This window comes from Shewanella sp. ULN5 (assembly GCF_030731885.1).
GTDB classification, from domain to species: Bacteria; Pseudomonadota; Gammaproteobacteria; order Enterobacterales; family Shewanellaceae; genus Shewanella; species Shewanella holmiensis.
Genome location: NZ_JAPJEE010000007.1, coordinates 136,370 through 152,188, shown reverse-complemented (window position 1 = coordinate 152,188; position 15,819 = coordinate 136,370). Strand labels below are relative to the sequence as shown.

The window sequence follows — 15,819 nt, the reverse complement described above, 5'->3', positions numbered from 1 at the left end:
TTATCTTTGATTGACACAATTTAACTCCCTGAGCGATGACCATATGTTCTTGGGCGAACATAATGATCGATAAAAGGGGCACACATATTTGCCAACAAAACTGCAAATGCGACTGCATCTGGATAACCACCAAAGGTCCGAATCACATAAATCAGTGCACCTATCATAGCGCCGAATATGATGCGTCCTCGAGCACTTGTGGCTGCGGTGACAGGATCGGTTGCAATAAAGAAGGCCGCCAACATAGTCCCACCTGAAAATAAGTGCATAATGGGGCTAACATGGGTATCAGGATTAAGCAGAAAACCAAAACTGGAACAAATAAATAATGCGGTAAGTATCCCAAAGCTTATATGCCAGCGAATAACTTTGAGTTTGAGCATGATCAATCCGCCGATAAGGAAAGCAAAGTTAACCTCAAACCAACCCAAGCCCGTCATGCTTGAGAAAATAGGCTTTGCTAAACTTTCATGGGTTGTCAGCCCCATAGATAAGTCGGTTTTCAATGTATCAAGCGGGGTAGCCATTGTCGTGCCGTCAATGGCGAGATTATGGCCTGTCAAAATAATATCCGAAGTTGAATTGAATATCACTTGCCAAGCATATGATATATCTACGGATTGTTGTGCAGCTGACATTGGCGACACCCAGTCGGTCATTTGTACCGGAAAGGAGATAAGCAGTAAAACGTAACCCGCCATAGCGGGATTAAATAAATTATTGCCGAGCCCACCGTATAGATGTTTAACAATGATAATTGAAAATAGGGTGCCAATAACAATTACCCACCAAGGTGCTAACGGTGGAATAGCAATAGCAAGTAATAATGCGGTGACTAAGGCACTGTTATCAGCTAATGTCGATTTAATCGGTCGATTTCGCAGAGCTAATATTGTGGCCTCAGCCGCATATGCCGTTATGATGGCGATAGCGATTTGTAATAATGTGCCATATCCAAAAAAGTAAAGCTGAGCAGCAATACCGGGAATTAAGCAAAGTACGACTCGTTGCATGACTTTTGCTGTTTGCAATGTCGTGCCTACATGGGGTGACGAGGCAATCTTAAATGCCATGATTAATCCTTTTTCTCAGCTTGTTGAGCGAGTTTTTTCGCTTTCGCTTTCGCTACTGCAGCTGCGACTTTGGCTTTTTTATCCAATGCGGCTGTGTCGACATTTTCAGTTTGCGATGCTCTTGTGGATATATCCGATAACGCTGACTCTACATTGCTGCTTTCAGTCTGCTGTAGTTTTTTGGCTTTCGCCTTTGCAACTGCTGCAGCAATACGTGCTTTTTTGTCCTGTTCTACATTTTCAGGTTCAGCATCAGCAATAATCTCATTGTCTGAACTTGTTGATGTTCCATTGCTAATTTGTGTATTCAAATTTATTGGCAAAGAAGATGAAGACTCATCAGCTGCTGTTCTATCGTGTCCTTGTGGTGATTTTTTCGCTTTTGCCTTTGCGATGGCTAAAGCCACGCGTGCTTTTTTATCCAGTGAACCAATATCAGTTTTGGATTCCGTCACAAGCTTTTCTGAACCAATGCTACTGGCAACGGCCGTTTTTGTTATTGAGCTAACGTCTGCAAGTTCATTACCATCGGTATCATTGGCTATCCCAACCTGTTGTAATTTTTTAGCTTTTGCTTTGGCAATAGCAGCAGCGACTTTGGCTTTTTTGTCATTTACTGTTGAGTCAATTTCTAACGTTGAAACTCTCGCTGAGTCATTAACAACTACATCAGATGTAATAACTTGATTGTGTTGAGCAGCCTTTTTCGCTTTAGCACGTGCAACCGCTGCCGCAATACGGTCTTGCTGCGACATGCTAACTTCAGCAACATTACCGATAGAATTATCTTGCTGCAGTGTATTATTTTCAGCTGATGACGGAGGCGGTGTAGCTTGCGCCGCTTTTTTCGCTTTAGCTCTGGCTATCGTTGCGCTTACGGCAGATTTTTTATTTACGGAATCACTGACAGCTTGGTTATTTTGAATATCTGTTTGCTGATTGACGTCATTAGACTGGGCTGCTTTTTTGGCCGCAATCCTGGCCATTGCAGCGGCGACAGCATCTTTATCTGATGATTTCATATTCGCCTGGCGTTTTTCAGCGGCTTCTTTCGCTTTTGCTTCACGGGCTAACTTTTCATCTTCTAAACGTTGAAGTCTGGCTTCAAATCTCTGTTTTGCTTGTTCCGCAAGGACTTTTTCTTCAGCTTCAACTCTTAATGCTGATTTGGCAATACGATAATATTCAACTAAAGGGATATCGCTTGGACACACATAGCTGCAGCAGCCGCATTCAATACAATCTTGTAAATTGAAACTGGCGGCTTTGTCGTATTCTTCTGCCTTAGCGTGCCAAAACAATTGTTGTGGCAATAAAAGAGCTGGGCACGCAATCGCGCATTCGCCACAGCGGATACAGGCTTTTTCATCACTGTCAGGGCTAATTTCGTCATTAGACGGCGCTAAAATACAGTTTGTTCCCTTTAAAATAGGCACATAGGCGTCGTTTATGGCATAGCCCATCATAGGGCCACCGATGATCAGTTTCTGATCACTCGAAGGGCTAAAATCAACTAATTTAAGTGCAGTTGATACTGGCGTGCCGATTGGTAGCCAATAATTGCCGGGACGGTGAATATTTTTACCCGTTAGGGTCACGACCCGTTCTACGAGTGGTTTGCCATAATAGATGGCATCTTGAATGGCAAAAGCGGTGCCGACATTTTGTACAACAATGCCTAATTGAGATGGCAAGCAGCCACTTGGCACTTCTTTACCTGTGATGATTTGAATCAGTTGTTTTTCACCACCGGAAGGATATTTAGTGGGGATAACTGTCACTCTGGCGCTGTTTGCTGGTAGTTTACTGTGATTAATAGCCTGCTGCATCGCTTCTGCAGCTTCAGGTTTGTTATCTTCAATGGCAATAATAATGCGCTGTGGATTTAATAGGCGATGAATAATTTCAACACCCTTTAATATCTCATCACTGTGCTCGCGCATTAAACGATCATCAGAGGTGATATAAGGCTCACATTCAACACCATTAATGATGACAAGATCAATCTCACTTGCGGTATTTAATTTGATATGTGTAGGAAATGCAGCTCCACCCATACCAGCAATACCTGCCAGCTTAATTTTGGAGATAATCTCATCATTGGTCAGTGCAGAGGGGTCGGAAACAATGAGATCACACCAAGTATCATTACCATCTGCATCTATGATACAGCTCAACACTGGTAAACCAGAGGCGTGGTTACTGGCTACCGGTTTAACCGCCGTTATGATACCGGACGTTGGGGCATGAACCGGCAAATAGATAAATCCATTACCCTCGGTTAATACTTGGCCTTTTAAAACTGATTGACCGACGTCAACCAGCAAACGAGCCTGCTCACCAACCTGAGGGATAGGAACGACAAACTGCTTTGCTAATGGTAATCGACTAATTGCTTGCTGATTCGATAACTGTTTAAGCTCAGGAGGATGAATTCCCCCAGGAGACTGCCAGAGTGAGCCTTTATCTAATTGTTCTAATAAAGTTAACACTATCTATCCTCTAGGCTTTCTGACACAAGGGTGACAGGTATCGCATTAAGCTTCCAGTCCCAGTTTTTTAATGTGGTCTCTACAGGAAGCATATCAATACAGTCAACGGGGCAGGGCTCAACACATAAATCGCAACCGGTGCAATCTTTTGCAATGACTGTGTGCATTAATTTACCCGCGCCTAAAATTGCATCAACTGGACAAGCTTGGATGCATTTAGTGCAGCCAATACATTCGTCTTCTCGAATGTAAGCCACTTTTTTTACTGCTTCTTGGGCTTCTTGATTCAATGGCTCGGGCTCAACACCCATTAATTCTGCTAACTTTTCCATAGTAGCTGTGCCACCGGGAGGACATTTATTGACTTTATCACCATTGGCTATGGCTTCAGCATAGGGACGACATCCTGGATAACCACACTGGCCACATTGTGTTTGGGGTAAAAGTGCTTCCACTTGATCTATGATGGGATTGCCTTCCACTTTAAATTTATCGGCGGCGAATCCTAAAATTATGCCAAAAACGATAGCGGCAATTGTCAGTACAGCAACAGCTATAAAAATACTGGTCATCATTACTTCACTAGCCCCGCAAATCCCATAAAGGCTAATGACATCAGACCTGCTGTGATCATAGCAATCGCTCCACCTTTGAATGGTAATGGCACATCAGCGGCAGCAAGTCGTTCACGCATTGCAGAAAATAATATTAATACCAATGAAAAACCGACCGCGGCACCAAAACCATATACCGCAGATTGCAGAAAGTTATGATCCTCATTTACGTTTAGTAGTGCGACGCCTAAAACTGCACAGTTGGTGGTAATCAAGGGCAGGTAAATCCCCAACGCGCGATGTAATGTGGCACTGGTTTTTTGAACTAACATTTCAGTGAATTGCACTACAACAGCGATTACGAGGATAAAGCTCATAGTTCGTAAGTATGCTAAATCAAATGGTTGCAGCAAAAATTCATTGGTTAAATAGCTTAAAATTGATGCAAGGGTTAGCACAAAAGTGGTCGCCATTGACATACCAATCGCGGATGCCAACTTGCTGGATACCCCCATAAAGGGGCATAAACCAAGAAATTTAACTAATACAAAGTTGTTGACCAGTACTGTGCCAATCAATAAGAGAAGATACTCTGTCATCGCTACGCATTTATTAATAAAAGATCTGCATATTATCTAAGGTTTAGCGCTGAGAAACAACGGATAAAAAATAAGGTTAACGAGATTTTCGCTAACCTTTACAGAAATATGTCCATATTGTTTGCCATGCATTGTCGAAAACGATGTTATTCCGACGTAATTACCTCACTCGGTTTTGCTAAGTAATACCCTTGATAGCCATCGATAAACAACTTTTCAAGGGTCATTTTTTCATCTTGACGCTCAACACCAGTAGCGATAACTAATATATGTAATCTTTTAGCGATATCAACAATCATACGAACAAAAAAGCGATTATTATTATCAGATTCAATTTGATCACTGTAGCTGCTGTCCAGCTTTATATAATCAGGACGAACTTCACTAAAGAATTTGAAAGATGTAAATCCAAGACCAAAACGCTCGACGGCAACTTTAGCGCCGACTTTATGGATTTCAGACACAAAACGATAACTGGTATTTAAATTTGTTTGCATTCCAGACTCATTCACTTCAAAAACTAACCGAGATGCCGCTGCTCGGTGATTGCTTAATACATCTTTTAACCAGAAAATAAATTCGTCCTGTAAAGCCGATGTTGCACTGATATTGACCCCCAATGGACCCACTAAGTTTGGGTTGTTTTGGATTAACTCTAACGTGCTTGTCACAATCATTTTATCTAATTCGATATTTAGGCCGTATCTTTCAGACATTGCAATTACCGTTGCTGTCGGTAAATGCTGGCCTTCGGCATTAAAAAATCGGGCTAATAATTCGCGATATAAATTCTTATCGTTGTTACAAGGTAATATGGGCTGTTGATAAAATTTAACTGCGCGACGGTCAATAATATTGTTGATGGTGATTTTCCAGTGTTCGTCACCGAATTTTTCATTACCATCAAATTTTTCTAGAAAATGGAAACGATTTGGCCCCAGTGTTTGTGCAATACTTACTGCGGAATCAGCCATAGCTAATAATGTTACCGGATCATCTCCTGATTTATAGGGAACAATACCTATATGTGCTACTGAGTCTTTTTGAGTGTTTAAGGTATAATCATCGAATTGCTGTTTGAGTTTTTCAATATAATTGCTGCTGTCTTTTAGCGTTGAATTCTCCAGAAAAAGGGTAAAATCACTACTGGAGATTCTATAATACTCTTTAATCGTGTTTCTATTGCCTGCATTTCGAATGCAGTCAGATACTTTTCCTAAATAATCATCTCCCGCTAAACGACCATGAAGTTGATTTATGTTCGCCAGTTCTGATGCTTTAATGATAACTAACACACCAAATTCATTTTTTTGAGGTTGAGTTAACTTGTCTAATTTAGTTGTAAATCTTGGCCGAGTCGAAAACTCAGTGACAGGATCAAGATAAGCCAATTTTGTGAGTTTTTCATTTTCAAGCCTGACTTGCTCTAAACTTTCTTTTAGCCGGCAACGGCAATTTTCTAATGCAATACTAATAGGGGTAAGCAAACCATTAAGGCGTGAAGCTTCGATGGCCTGAAACGAAAGCGTTGGAATACTATCGATATAATGAGCTGCATACTTGATACGTTTTTTAAGGGCGAAAACTAAAAGGGCAAATAACAGCATTAAAACGATATAGGTAATCATTAGCTGTTCAAATATTGTTTGTAAATTCGCTAAACTATTGTCTAACATAGTTTTAGTACTCAATCGAACTTGCAACCTACCTTCTGGTAAATTGAAACTGTGGTCTAAATTGAGGGTAAAAAATTTATCTGCAATATTAGATTCACGCTTAGCTAAGCTACCAAAAGTATAGTTATATGTGCTATCGGATTTATGGCTGAATTGAAAAAATTGCAAGTCATTATCACGACTAAAGATTTCGTAGAGTTCCTTACCATTACCAGTCCAATCTTGGTATTTGACAACATAGGCAGTAAAGTTTTGGTTTACTGTTTGAGCATGACTTTGAACTTGATGATTTTCAAGTGTATAAACACGCAAAAACAACAACCCGAATACGAGCAGTAGTATCAATTGGAAGGATTTTGATAAGCCCATAAGATATCCATAATATAAGGGTGATCTCTTTTCGTACAAACATCAGTGGCTAAAAAATATCTAAAAACTGGATAGTTAAATTTTGATTTATACCAAAGAGATAAAATTGCATAAGCAAAGTATCATAACAGAATAACTCAGACTAAATCACTAGCCTAAACAGGTTATATGTTAGCAGGGTATGAATAAGCATATATAAAGAGGGGGGAGTGTAAGAATAAATAAGATATTTAGTTGGCTCCCCAGACTGGACTTGAACCAGTGACATACGGATTAACAGTCCGCCGTTCTACCGACTGAACTACTGGGGAATCGTTTAGCAATGTATTGCTGAGAACGGAGCGCATAGTAAAACGCTCTGTTGCATGAGTCAACTCGAGTTCTAAAAAAAAGTGAAATTAACTTGTTAACTGCTCATGTAATGTGCATCGTGAACGACTTTTGGGCATTAATCATAAAAAATGAACACTTTGTCTTTATTTTCAGATAGTGGAGGAATTTCGTAACAGGTTTGAATGAGGATAGGGTTCTAGAATACATTTATAGTTGATATGTGCTTCTGACGATATTAAATAAATCACCAACAAGTAGGATCATGTTAGGTTTATTTTGGTAGAACGCTAGAACGTCTCTCCACTCGTCACGCGAAATTCGTTTATATGCTGATAAACTTTACCTGAAAGATCTTCAGATCTTTGTTAAGTCATGGGATAACTAGGCTGCAAATAGATGGTTTAAAGATTTGTATTTATCTATCGTAATAGTTAGCAATTATGAATAATGCTGCACTGTAATGGCTAACTCTGCAGTGTAAGAGGTGAGTCAGCTACAGTAGCTTAGTTAGAAATGATTATTATTTTCCAAATATTCCAATAACCGCGATGATATCAATGCGCTTTTTATCTCCATCAGATAAAAATATTTTGTTCCCTATACTACCAATTGCAGCAGATGATCTAATCGATTGCTGAGTAGAGGCATTGTTTTGTTGTTGTAACCGGAAAACAGAATAAAGCGAAAACATTTCAAATGTAATAAACTTTCATCAAGCTATGATGACACTTCTGTGAATTGAGCATAACCTCAATCCCGCATGCTGACTGAGGTTGTGTGAGTTATCCACTAATTCTGTGGATAAGCTTGTGGGTTACTCATATTTATAGGCTGCAAACACTGATTAAGCCTGAGTTCAGCTTAAAATGGTAGATTTATTTAGCAGGTTCTTAAGTTATTGTTTGTGCTAGATAAAAAAAATGCAAGGTGTTTTTTTAGTGGGCGATATTTAAGTTGCAAAAATGTAATTGGTTTCAAACTGCTATTGTGTATTAAATTGCAGTTAACCTTGGTGTTTAAGGCTGTTAATGCCGATATTACTGAGGTAATGCATGTTGTTTGATAGTTTCATCTCGTTATCATCAATTTGACATTTATCTATGATTGTCGCTTCACTGTGCAATTAATCGCTAGGGTTCATAGTCGTTTTTTATTATGATAATTGTATTACATGACTAATTTTGCATAACATGACTAAATAGGGAACGCGCGTGTCAGAACAGCTGTTTCGTTTACACTCTCAATATTCTCCCGCTGGCGATCAACCCACGGCAATTAAGCAATTAGTCGAAGGATTACGCAATGGGGTTGCTAGCCAAACCTTATTAGGTGTTACTGGCTCAGGCAAAACATACACTATTGCCAATGTGATTCAAACGATGGGACGGCCAACTATCATCATGGCCCCAAACAAGACTCTTGCAGCGCAGCTTTATGGCGAAATGAAAGAGTTCTTTCCTGACAATGCCGTTGAATATTTTGTTTCTTACTATGATTATTACCAGCCAGAAGCTTACGTGCCTGCTTCTAATACCTTTATAGAAAAAGATGCATCTGTTAACGCGCATATAGAACAAATGCGCCTATCAGCAACTAAAGCGCTTCTAGAGCGTAAAGATGTGGTACTCATCGCATCGGTATCTGCTATCTATGGTCTCGGTGATCCAGACTCCTATTTGAAAATGTTGCTGCATCTTCGCCAAGGGGATTTCATGGGGCAGCGCGACATACTGATCCGCCTCAGTGAGCTGCAATATAAGCGCAATGATATTGAATTACAGCGTGGTACGTATCGGGTGAGAGGCGAGGTTATTGATATTTTTCCTGCCGATTCTGAACGTGATGCAATTCGAGTAGAATTATTTGATGATGAAATTGAGCGTTTAAGTGAGTTTGACCCACTCACTGGGAAGATTATTAAACGTATTGCCCGAACCACTATTTATCCAAAAACTCACTATGTCACTCCCAAAGAAAAGATTTTGGCAGCAACAGAATTCATCAAAGAAGAACTTAGGGTGCGTCGTCAATATTTACTAGAAAATCATAAGTTAATCGAAGCCCAGCGCATTTCTGAGCGGGTTCAATATGATGTAGAGATGATGGTTGAGCTAGGATATTGCTCTGGCATTGAAAATTATTCACGTTATTTATCGGGTAGAGCTCCGGGTGAAGGCCCACCGACATTGTTAGATTATTTACCTGCTGATGGCCTGTTAATCATCGATGAGTCTCATGTTACGGTTCCACAAATTGGAGCCATGTATAAAGGTGATAGAAGTCGAAAAACAACCTTAGTTGAATATGGCTTTCGCTTACCATCAGCACTTGATAATCGGCCACTTAAATTCGAAGAATTTGAAAACTTAATGCCACAAACAATATTTGTGTCGGCAACCCCAAGCCAATATGAATTAGATAAAAGTGATGGTGAGATTGCAGAACAGGTTGTAAGGCCTACAGGGTTACTCGATCCTGAGATTGAAGTAAGACCTGTTGGTATTCAAGTTGATGATTTACTATCTGAAATTCATAAAAGAGTCGCTGTTAATGAGCGGGTGCTTGTGACGACATTGACCAAAAAAATGAGCGAAGATTTAACTGACTATCTTGACGAGCATGGGGTAAAAGTTCGTTATATTCATTCAGATATTGATACCGTTGAACGGATGGAAATTATTCGTGATCTACGCCTAGGGCATTTTGATGTGATCGTCGGAATCAACCTATTACGTGAAGGTTTAGATATGCCAGAAGTGTCGTTGGTATGTATTTTAGATGCGGATAAAGAAGGCTTTTTACGCTCAGAACGATCACTTATTCAAACTATTGGACGTGCGGCGCGTAATATCAACGGCAAAGTGATCCTGTATGCTGATAGGATCACAAACTCGATGGCCAAAGCGATAGGTGAAACTGAGCGACGTCGTGATAAACAGCGTTTACATAATCAAACCCACGGCATTACGCCAAAAGGGGTCGTCAAGAGTATTACTGATGTCATGGACGTGGGTGACAGTAAGCAAGGTAAACGCTCTAAAACTTTTGAGAAGAACGATAGGGTGGCAGAATCTAGCCCTCAATACCTGAGCATAACGGATATTAGTCATCAAATAGATTTACTTGAAAAGCAGATGCTTGAACACGCTAAAAATCTTGAGTTTGAACAAGCCGCAGCGTTAAGAGATGAGGTTAAGCAACTTAGAGAGCAACTTATTATCGCTTCTTAGCCGTAAAATTGTTGAGTGTTATTATTTAAAAATAAAAAATTTAGACATAAAAAACGCGCTAATTAAGCGCGTTTTTTTCTGCAAGCTGATTATTTAGAAGTTTGCTGAACGTGGTGCGCGAGGGAATGGTATCACATCGCGAATGTTGTTTACGCCAGTGACATAAGAGACTAAACGCTCAAAACCTAAACCAAAGCCCGCATGTGGCACAGTACCGTAACGACGTAAATCGCGATACCACCAATAATCTTCCTGGCTTAGATCCATTTCAGCTAAACGGGCATCAAGTACATCCAAACGCTCTTCACGTTGCGCACCCCCGATAATCTCACCAATACCGGGCGCTAAAACGTCCATTGCAGCAACAGTTTTGCCGTCATCGTTCAGACGCATGTAGAAAGCTTTAATGTCTTTTGGATAGTTTTTAACAACTACAGGCGCTTTAAAGTGTTCTTCAGCAAGGTAACGTTCATGCTCAGATTGTAAATCGATACCCCATTCAACGGCGAATTCGAATGTCTTGCCACAATTCTTTAAAATTTCAACAGCGTCAGTATAATCGACCTGCGCGAAATCGCTGTTTACGAATGATTGCAAACGCTCAATCACTGTGTTGTCTACACGCTGATTAAAGAAAGTTAAATCATCCATACGCTCTTCAAGTACAGCATTGAATGCGAACTTAAGCATTTTTTCAGCAAGTTCTGCAGCATCATCTAACGTTGCAAACGCCACTTCAGGTTCTACCATCCAAAATTCAGCCAAATGGCGAGTGGTATTGGAGTTTTCTGCACGGAAAGTTGGCCCAAAAGTGTACACTTTAGATAAAGCACACGCATAAGTCTCAGCATTTAACTGACCCGATACGGTTAGGAATGCTTCTTTACCGAAAAAGTCTTTGTCATAATCCACTTTACCTGCGTCAGTTAGCGGTAAGTTTTCCATGTCCAGTGTTGAAACACGGAACATTTCTCCCGCACCTTCACAGTCAGAAGCTGTGATAAGTGGGGTAGAAACCCAAATAAAACCTTCTTGATGGTAAAAACGGTGAATAGCCTGTGATAAACAGTTACGTACGCGGGCAACTGCACCAATGATATTGGTACGTGGACGTAGATGAGCTAATTCACGAAGGTGTTCAATTGAGTGACGCTTAGCTGCCATTGGGTAGGTATCTGGATCATCGACAAAACCCGTTACATTTATTGAGGTAACTTGTAACTCAAATGCTTGTCCTGCACCTGGAGATTCTACAACCGAACCGGTCATTTCAACGGCACAACCTGCGGTTAATTTTAAAACGTCTTGCTCATAATTATCTAAGCTATTTGGCACAACGCCTTGGATAGGGTCAAAACATGAACCATCATAAACGGCTAAGAATGAGATACCCGCTTTTGAATCACGACGAGTTCTAACCCATCCTTGTACGGTTACTGATGAACCAACAGCGTGTTCACCTTTAAAAACTGAAGCGACAGATGCAATGCTCATTGTTGCTTTATTCTCCAAGATCAAAATAGTAAGTAATTTTGTGTTTATCTTACCTTTATGGTGGCTTTTCTCAAGCTGAAAACGTTATTCTAAGCGTATTAATGTGATAGTTTTACCAAGCAGAGGTAAATAATCTGCTAAATTGATACTTTTAAAGTTATTTAAGCAATTTTGATGTGTTGGGGTAAATGGTTAATGACCACAAATCAAATATTGGATAAGGAAGTAAAATGTCTCGGTTAGATGTACTACAAGTTATATTGACAGTGTTGTCAATTCTAGGTTGGAGTTTGGCCATCTATGCATTACTGATTTATGGTGAAGCAAGACCTGATCGTGCGGTAGGCTACTTTTTGTCCAAAGGCGTTGAAGTCCGTTTTGATTGGGATCCGGCGTTAACTGTGAAGTTAGAACATATTATTTGGTGGTGCGCAGGAGTGAGTTTACTTAACTTACTGGTAAATTTTTATGCCAAAACCACTGCTCGAATTGGATTTTGGTTTAATATTCCATTGTTGTTTCTTGTTTCTTTATCAGCAGGTTTGTATATACGCTACGTTGTGTAGCGTTCAGTTATCAATATGGCGGCACAATAAATCAATAATGGCTGCTGTGACGCCCCAAATAAATTTATCTTCGAACGGCATATAATGCACCTTATATAATTTACCTTTGCGCCAATGTTGTCCCAAATGACGATTTTCATTTTGTTTAAAGTAATTCAAAGGTACTTTAAAGCAACTGTCTACCTCACCAGGATCGATAACTAACTCGAATGGTTTGTTAATAATGCCTACAATCGGGGTGATGGTAAATCCGGTAAAGGTTTTATGGGGAGGAAAAGCACCGATAACCGTTACATTGTTTCTCTTTAATCCAATTTCTTCTTCTGCTTCACGTAATGCGGTGTCCATCGCATCTTTATCCTTAGCTTCAAATTTACCACCTGGAAAACTGATTTGGCCTGGATGATGCCTAAGGTGTAGCGGGCGTTTAGTTAACAATAAGTATAGCTGGTCATCAATTTGCTCAATTGGGATCAACACGGCGGCTTCACGTCCAGGAAAATGAGCTGGGGCTGAAGTGATGTTATTGGCAGAAAGTGGCTGTAATTGAAAGCGGATCAAGAATTCATTTAATTGCATAAGAAAGTGTATGAGCCATTAGTATCTTGCAAAAGTGATGTCATCGGTAAGCTGACAATTGAAAAATTGTGAGTGTGTTAATGCGATTAGTTTAAGTTAACTCAGTCGTGGTCTAATCAAAAGCAATATCTTAATTTTGTCTTGGAATAATAATTATCTGTGGTGCTTGTAGTCAATCGGCAACTTAAGTAGTCTTGTTTTCTTTTGTCGATGGAATGCACTGTGATAGCCAATTTATTACTCCTGTTAACTGCTGCGGTATGGGGCTTTGGTTTTGTTGCTCAATCAATGGGTATGGACCATTTATCGCCTTTTATGTTCAACGGGTTACGCTTTTTAATTGGGGCGATAAGTTTACTGCCATTGCTGTGGTATTTTGCGAATAAAAAAACACTGTTAGTCGGCAATCAAAAGTCATTACTTTTGGCATCAATTAGCGCGGGTTCTGTGCTGTTTTTCGCTGCTTCATTACAACAGGTAGGATTGCAATTTACCTCTGCAGCTAATGCCGGTTTCATCACGGGTTTGTATATTGTCATTGTCCCAGTATTGGGATTAATCCTTAAGCACCAGACCGGTGTGAATACTTGGGTCGGATGTGCTATTGCTGTTGTTGGGCTTTATTTTTTAAGTATTAAAGATGACATGAGTATTGGCTATGGAGATTTATTACAACTTATCGGTGCGGTTTTTTGGGCTATTCATATTCTCATTATCGACCATTTTGCTAAAAAGCATTCTCCAATTTTATTATCACATCTACAGTTTATTTTTTGTGGTTTGTTAAGTATCGCTGTCTCTTTGATAATTGAGACTACGGTTGTAGGTAACATAGGGTTAGCTTGGGCTGCATTGGCTTATTCTGGCATTGTTTCTGTTGGTGTTGGGTATACATTACAGGTAGTCGCCCAAAAAAATGCTCATCCAGCGCATGTGGCCATTATTTTAAGTTTAGAAACGGTTTTTGCTGCCGTAGGTGGCATTTTATTATTAGGTGAAACACTAGAACCACGTGCTTTGTTAGGCTGTAGCTTAATGTTGGCGGGGATTTTAGTCTCACAGATCCCACTGCGATATTTTATTAAATCGTGGAAACAAACTAAACATACTCAAGTTCAATCTGATTAAGACATGTTTATCAATTTAGTACTTTTGAATTTTTATTGAATGTTGTGATGTTAATTGGTCTCATATCATGTTTTTTTAAATGAATAGTGTTGAAGATCCACTCAACTACATTGTTATCTAAAATTATTGCGTTTATTAGCAGTAAAGTTGAGTGGTTTTAACCAATAATGCTTTTCCTGTAGTCATTTAAATGCTTAAGCAGATCCTAACTTGCTATGCCTGCTTGTTTCAGTGTTTGTGCCTTCATGTTTCGCAAGATAAGCATAAACTCAGTTTTAAAAATCTATCATAACAAACATTTTTGCGTTAAAGCTCTCTATTGAGTTCTAAAATACCGGCGTTTTTACTACCAAACAGCTGTTGATGAAGCCTTGCCGCGAATTCGTCTGTCATGCCAGAAATATAATCCGCCATCACCCTCATGGGATTATTGTTTTCTTGTTCAGATTTCACCCAACGTTCTCCGGTGTTTAGGGGCAAAAGCCGCTGTGGATCTGAAGCAAAAGCTTCAAACAATTCCATCACAATTTGCTGACCTTTATATTCAAGCATTTGAATTTCAGGCTTTCGGATCACGTACTTAAAAACAAACTGTTTAAGCACAGTTAATGTGGTGGCAAAATCTAATTCAAGTTCAGCATGATACTTGAGTAAATGTTCATCAAATTCAGGTTTTATTTGAATATTGATTGCCGTGACAAACGCGTTAACCAAAGTGCCGATAGCGTCTTTACGTAAATGATGTTGATTCGAGAATAATTTGGCACCTATGCTGTGAATTTCATTCTTTAGCCAGCTATCTTGTATGTGTTGCAACGAGGCCACTACATCTTCCTGCCACTGGTGTGGATTAACGATCCCCATGACGATAGCATCTTCTAGATCGTGTACCGCATAAGCAATATCGTCGGCTAATTCCATAATGGAACAATCGAGTGATTTAAATTTTGTTTTTAAATGTGGGTAATTAGGGTGGTGCTGACTTTGCTCACTTGATAAAAATAACCGGCGATCATTTTCTGTTAAACTTGATAACACCCAATCTAAGATGGGTTTATCATCATCGAACACCCCCTTAACGGGTGGCCAATCTGATGGTTTTAACTGCCTGTGATTTATCACAGGGGCGGGATGAGTGTTTATTCTTAATTGGGAATAGGGTGCTGGATATTTCAATATACCCAATAGTGTTCTACGGGTTAAATTCATCCCTGTGGATGGAGTGTATGGTTCTAAACGAGTCAATATTCTGAATGTTTGGCCATTTCCTTCAAAGCCCCCATGATCGCGCATCATGTAATGTAATGCGACTTCCCCCCCGTGGCCAAAGGGCGGATGACCAATATCATGTGCTAAACACAATGATTCTATTAAGCTCATGGAGTTAAGCAAATATTTAAGGTTAGGGTATTTACGTCTTAATTGCGCGGCAATACCCGTGCCTATCTGTGACACTTCAAGTGAGTGAGTTAAGCGTGTACGATAAAAATCATTCATGCCTATGCCTAAAACCTGTGTCTTTGCTTGTAGGCGTCTAAACGCTGCACTGTGTAATATTCTTGCTCTGTCACGCTGAAAAGGGCTGCGATGATCGTTTCTGCGCTGTTTATCTTCACCGGATATGCGCTGGTGCCAGATATTCTCATGGGCCTGAATATTATCGGGACTTGAAATAGCAGATTGAGGTAGAGAAGGTGAATTAGAGGCAGATGGCATAGCCGAAAAT

General features: G+C 39.9%; 11 protein-coding genes and 1 tRNA gene. 3 read left to right on the top strand and 9 right to left on the bottom strand.

Annotation, left to right across the window (positions count from 1 at the left end; all coding sequences use genetic code 11):
• Positions 1-20: 20 nt before the first annotated feature.
• The 6 genes from rsxD to ORI98_RS09085 form a co-directional block, all read right to left on the bottom strand.
• Positions 21-1,073, bottom strand: coding sequence for an electron transport complex subunit RsxD (gene rsxD / locus ORI98_RS09110; RefSeq protein ID WP_306135015.1), 1,053 nt, complete (start codon positions 1,071-1,073; stop codon positions 21-23).
• Positions 1,074-1,075: 2 nt separating this feature from the next.
• Positions 1,076-3,565, bottom strand: coding sequence for an electron transport complex subunit RsxC (gene rsxC / locus ORI98_RS09105; RefSeq protein ID WP_306135014.1), 2,490 nt, complete (start codon positions 3,563-3,565; stop codon positions 1,076-1,078).
• Positions 3,565-4,137: an electron transport complex subunit RsxB gene (gene rsxB, locus ORI98_RS09100; RefSeq protein WP_261298259.1), complete on the bottom strand. Its 573-nt coding sequence runs from the start codon at positions 4,135-4,137 to the stop codon at positions 3,565-3,567. Before rsxB ends, rsxC begins: the two co-directional genes overlap by 1 nt.
• A 2-nt stretch (positions 4,138-4,139) precedes the next feature.
• Positions 4,140-4,718: an electron transport complex subunit RsxA gene (gene rsxA, locus ORI98_RS09095; RefSeq protein WP_261298217.1), complete on the bottom strand. Its 579-nt coding sequence runs from the start codon at positions 4,716-4,718 to the stop codon at positions 4,140-4,142.
• A 146-nt stretch (positions 4,719-4,864) separates the two neighbouring features.
• Positions 4,865-6,763 (bottom strand): EAL domain-containing protein, encoded by a 1,899-nt coding sequence (locus ORI98_RS09090; protein WP_306135013.1) that lies wholly within the window; start codon positions 6,761-6,763, stop codon positions 4,865-4,867.
• Between the two features lie 235 nt (positions 6,764-6,998).
• A tRNA-Asn gene (locus ORI98_RS09085) sits at positions 6,999-7,074 on the bottom strand.
• A gap of 1,233 nt (positions 7,075-8,307) precedes the next feature.
• On the opposite strand from ORI98_RS09085, the gene uvrB reads away from it, so the two are divergent.
• On the top strand, positions 8,308-10,326 hold the full coding sequence (gene uvrB, locus ORI98_RS09080; RefSeq protein ID WP_306135012.1) for an excinuclease ABC subunit UvrB: 2,019 nt from the start codon (positions 8,308-8,310) through the stop codon (positions 10,324-10,326).
• 93 nt (positions 10,327-10,419) lie between these two features.
• On the opposite strand, the gene asnS is transcribed toward uvrB, so the two are convergent.
• Positions 10,420-11,820 carry an asparagine--tRNA ligase gene (asnS, locus tag ORI98_RS09075; protein WP_261298214.1) on the bottom strand — a complete coding sequence of 467 codons (1,401 nt, stop codon included), beginning with the start codon at positions 11,818-11,820 and terminating at the stop codon, positions 10,420-10,422.
• Between the two features lie 230 nt (positions 11,821-12,050).
• Here asnS and ORI98_RS09070 point away from each other — a divergent pair, with 230 nt between their 5' ends.
• Positions 12,051-12,386 carry a hypothetical protein gene (locus ORI98_RS09070; RefSeq protein WP_306135011.1) on the top strand — a complete coding sequence of 112 codons (336 nt, stop codon included), beginning with the start codon at positions 12,051-12,053 and terminating at the stop codon, positions 12,384-12,386.
• Positions 12,387-12,389: 3 nt separating this feature from the next.
• Here the strand turns inward: ORI98_RS09070 and ORI98_RS09065 are convergent, their stop codons facing one another.
• Complete coding sequence (locus ORI98_RS09065) at positions 12,390-12,965, bottom strand: CoA pyrophosphatase (RefSeq protein ID WP_261298212.1); 576 nt, start codon at positions 12,963-12,965, stop codon at positions 12,390-12,392.
• A gap of 222 nt (positions 12,966-13,187) precedes the next feature.
• Here ORI98_RS09065 and ORI98_RS09060 point away from each other — a divergent pair, with 222 nt between their 5' ends.
• Positions 13,188-14,093, top strand: a complete 906-nt coding sequence (locus ORI98_RS09060; protein WP_306135010.1) for a DMT family transporter — start codon at positions 13,188-13,190, stop codon at positions 14,091-14,093.
• Positions 14,094-14,399: 306 nt separating this feature from the next.
• Here ORI98_RS09060 and ORI98_RS09055 read toward each other — a convergent pair whose 3' ends face one another.
• A complete protein-coding gene (locus tag ORI98_RS09055) occupies positions 14,400-15,809 on the bottom strand; it encodes an anti-phage deoxyguanosine triphosphatase (RefSeq protein ID WP_306135009.1) in 1,410 nt (469 codons plus the stop codon).
• Positions 15,810-15,819 lie beyond the last annotated feature (10 nt).